The 4169-nt window shown below is 67.7% G+C and carries 1 protein-coding gene; it reads right to left on the reverse strand.

What is annotated here, in order from left to right:
* Positions 1-102: 102 nt before the first annotated feature.
* Positions 103-3582, reverse strand: a complete 3480-nt coding sequence (rpoB, locus tag ACFW1A_RS35215; RefSeq protein ID WP_380416557.1) for a DNA-directed RNA polymerase subunit beta — start codon at positions 3580-3582, stop codon at positions 103-105.
* Positions 3583-4169 lie beyond the last annotated feature (587 nt).

Below are 4169 nucleotides of genomic sequence, written 5' to 3' on the forward strand. Positions count from 1 at the left end.
CTGGTCGTCACCCCCTCTTTGTTATTCCGAGTGTCTGTCTGTGGTGTGCGGGGGGCGGGGGGGGGGGCCGGCCTGCCCTTCGACCGCCCGGCCCCACCTCCGTCAGACCTCTTCGACGCTGCTCGGCTCGCGCCGGGACAGGTCGATGCCGAGCTCCTCGGCGGCGCGGAACACGTCCTCGTCGGAGTCCCGCAGCTCGATGTTGGAACCGTCCGAGGACAGCACCTCCACGTTGAGGCAGAGCGACTGCATTTCCTTGATGAGGACCTTGAAGGACTCGGGAATGCCGGGCTCGGGGATGTTCTCGCCCTTGACGATCGCCTCGTAGACCTTCACGCGGCCCAGGACGTCGTCGGACTTGATGGTGAGCAGCTCCTGCAGCGCGTAGGCCGCGCCGTACGCCTCAAGGGCCCACACCTCCATCTCACCGAAGCGCTGACCACCGAACTGCGCCTTACCACCGAGCGGCTGCTGGGTGATCATCGAGTACGGACCGGTCGAGCGGGCGTGCAGCTTGTCGTCGACCAGGTGGTGCAGCTTGAGGATGTACATGTAGCCGACCGAGATCGGCATCGGGAACGGCTCGCCGGAGCGGCCGTCGAACAGCTGGGCCTTGCCGGTGGAGTTCACCAGGCGCTCACCGTCACGGGTGAGGGTGGTGTTGTCCAGCAGACCGGTGATCTCGTCCTCGCGGGCGCCGTCGAAGACCGGGGTGGCGAGGTTGGTGCCGCCCTCGACCGTGTCGGCGCCGATCGCCTGCAGGCGGCGGGCCCACTCGTCGGCCAGGCCGGAGACGTCCCAGCCCTGCTGGGCGAGCCAGCCGAGGTGGATCTCCAGGACCTGTCCCGGGTTCATTCGGGACGGGACACCCAGCGGGTTGAGGATGATGTCGACCGGGGTGCCGTCGGCGAGGAACGGCATGTCCTCGACCGGCAGGATCTTGGAGATGACACCCTTGTTGCCGTGGCGGCCGGCCAGCTTGTCACCGTTGGTGATCTTGCGCTTCTGGGCCACGTAGACGCGGACCAGCTGGTTGACGCCCGGCGGGAGCTCGTCGCCCTCCTCGCGGTCGAACACCCGGACGCCGATGACCTTGCCGGACTCGCCGTGCGGCACCTTCAGCGAGGTGTCGCGGACCTCGCGGGCCTTCTCACCGAAGATCGCGCGGAGCAGGCGCTCCTCCGGGGTCAGCTCGGTCTCGCCCTTCGGGGTGACCTTGCCGACCAGGATGTCGCCGGTGACGACGTCCGCACCGATCCGGATGATGCCGCGCTCGTCGAGGTCGGCGAGGACCTCCTCGGAGACGTTCGGGATGTCCCGGGTGATCTCCTCGGGGCCGAGCTTGGTGTCACGGGCGTCGACCTCGTGCTCCTCGATGTGGATCGAGGAGAGGACGTCGTCCTGGACGAGGCGCTGCGACAGGATGATCGCGTCCTCGTAGTTGTGACCCTCCCACGACATGAACGCCACGAGCAGGTTCTTGCCGAGGGCCATCTCGCCCTCGTCGGTGCACGGGCCGTCGGCCAGCACCTGGTGCGCCTCGACCCGCTGCCCCTCGTCGACCAGGACCTTCTGGTTGAACGCGGTGCCCTGGTTCGAGCGGGTGAACTTGGCGGCGCGGTAGGTGTTGTACGTGCCGTCGTCGTTGGCCACGGTGACGTAGTCGGCCGAGACCTCCTGCACCACACCGGCCTTCTCGGCGGTGATCACGTCGGCCGCGTCGACCGCGCAGCGGTACTCCATGCCGGTGCCGACCAGCGGCGCCTCGCTGCGCAGCAGCGGGACGGCCTGGCGCATCATGTTCGAGCCCATGAGCGCGCGGTTGGCGTCGTCGTGCTCGAGGAACGGGATCATGGCGGTCGCGACCGACACCATCTGGCGCGGCGAGACGTCCATGTAGTCGACCTCGGTGCCCGGCACGTAGTCGATCTCGCCGCCGCGGCGGCGGACCAGGACGCGGGGCTCGGCGAAGTGGTTGTCGCCCGTCAGCGGCGCGTTGGCCTGCGCGATGACGTAGCGGTCCTCCTCGTCGGCGGTCAGGTAGTCGACGTGCTCGGTGACGACACCGTTCTCGTCGACCTTGCGGTACGGGGTCTCGATGAAGCCGAAGGCGTTCACCCGGCCGTACGAGGCGAGCGACCCGATCAGACCGATGTTCGGGCCTTCCGGGGTCTCGATCGGACACATCCGGCCGTAGTGCGAGGGGTGCACGTCACGGACCTCGAAGCCGGCCCGCTCACGGGACAGACCACCGGGACCCAGCGCCGACAGGCGGCGCTTGTGGGTCAGACCCGACAGCGGGTTGGTCTGGTCCATGAACTGGGACAGCTGGCTGGTGCCGAAGAACTCCTTGATGGAGGCGACGACCGGCCGGATGTTGATCAGGGTCTGCGGCGTGATCGCCTCGACGTCCTGGGTGGTCATCCGCTCGCGGACGACGCGCTCCATGCGGGCCAGGCCGGTGCGGACCTGGTTCTGGATCAGCTCGCCGACGTTGCGCAGGCGACGGTTGCCGAAGTGGTCGATGTCGTCCACCTCGACCACGATGTCGCGGCCCTCGTCGTCACGCCACTCGGCCTCGCCCGCGTGCAGCTTCACCAGGTACTTGATGGTGCCGATGATGTCGGGCTCGGTGAGCACGCCGGAGTCCAGCGACTCCGCGTTGCCGAGCTTGCGGTTCACCTTGTACCGGCCGACCTTCGCCAGGTCGTAGCGCTTCGGGTTGAAGTACAGGTTCTCCAACAGCGTCTGCGCGGCCTCGCGGGTCGGCGGCTCCCCCGGACGCAGCTTGCGGTAGATGTCCAGCAGCGCGTCGTCCTGGCCCTGGGTGTGGTCCTTCTCCAGGGTGGCGCGCATCGACTCGTACTCGCCGAACTCCTCGAGGATCATCTCGTTGGTCCAGCCGAGGGCCTTCAGCAGCACGGTGACCGACTGCTTGCGCTTGCGGTCGATGCGGACACCGACCATGTCGCGCTTGTCGATCTCCATCTCCAGCCAGGCACCGCGGGAGGGGATGATCTTGGCGGAGAAGATGTCCTTGTCGGACACCTTGTCCAGGGTGGAGTCGAAGTAGACGCCCGGGGAGCGGACCAGCTGCGAGACGACGACACGCTCGGTGCCGTTGATCACGAACGTGCCCTTGTGGGTCATGAGCGGGAAGTCGCCCATGAAGACCGTCTGAGACTTGATCTCACCGGTCTCGTTGTTGGTGAACTCGGCCGTGACGAAGAGCGGGGCCGCGTAGGTGAAGTCGCGGTCCTTGCACTCGTCAATGGAGTTCTTCGGCGGCTCGAAACGGTGGTCGCGGAAGGTCAGCGACATCGACCCGCTGAAGTCCTCGATCGGGGAGATCTCCTCGAAGATCTCCTCCAGACCGGACTTGGTGGGGACGTCCTGACCGGACTCCAGCGCCTCCTCGACCCGGGACTTCCAGGCCGCGTTGCCGAGCAGCCAGTCAAAGCTCTCGGTCTGCAGGGCCAGGAGGTTGGGTACCTCGAGGGGCTCCTTGATCTTCGCGAACGAGACGCGGAGCGGGGCGGTGGATGCGGCGGAATTGTTCGAGGCGTTGCGCGGCGCGGCCAAGAGGGGGGTCCTTCCGAGGGCTCGGAGCTCACTACGCGCATACCGGCCGGGCCTTGCCGAGGGAAGAAATCCCAGGTCAGGGCAGCGCAGACTCCGGGCGACGAGTCACGGAGCAGCTAACAGGCAGCGCAAAGGGACAGTGTAGCCAAATGCCACACTGCTGTCCAGTCCTGATTCGGAGACCGAATCGGACGCTCCCTCCGTCGCGTACTGCCCGTACCGCTCGAACGGCCCTGGCGGCCGTGCGCACTGCTGCGGTGCCCCACCCCACCGAGGAGGCCGGCACCGCGACTCACGTGGAGTCATTTCCCGCCGCGACCCCCGGTTATGCATCCGGGAGCCACCCAAACTAACGGCCGACCGCCCTCGGGGTGTCGGCGCGCGCCTTGAGAATCGCGCGCCTTCAGCCGTTCGTCAAGGCCCGCCCGGAGGCTGGACCTCTGCACTGTCCATCGCCGCGGGGCCCCTCGGCGTTACACCGGTGATCACCCTACCCGCCGCCGCTGACAGTCCGGTGAACCCCGAGCGGCCTGTCCCCGGGACGCGAAGAGGCCGGGTCGGGCCCCCCCCCCGGGGGTGGCCCACCC

Source organism: Kitasatospora sp. NPDC058965, assembly GCF_042741245.1.
In the GTDB taxonomy this organism is placed as follows: domain Bacteria; phylum Actinomycetota; class Actinomycetes; order Streptomycetales; family Streptomycetaceae; genus Kitasatospora.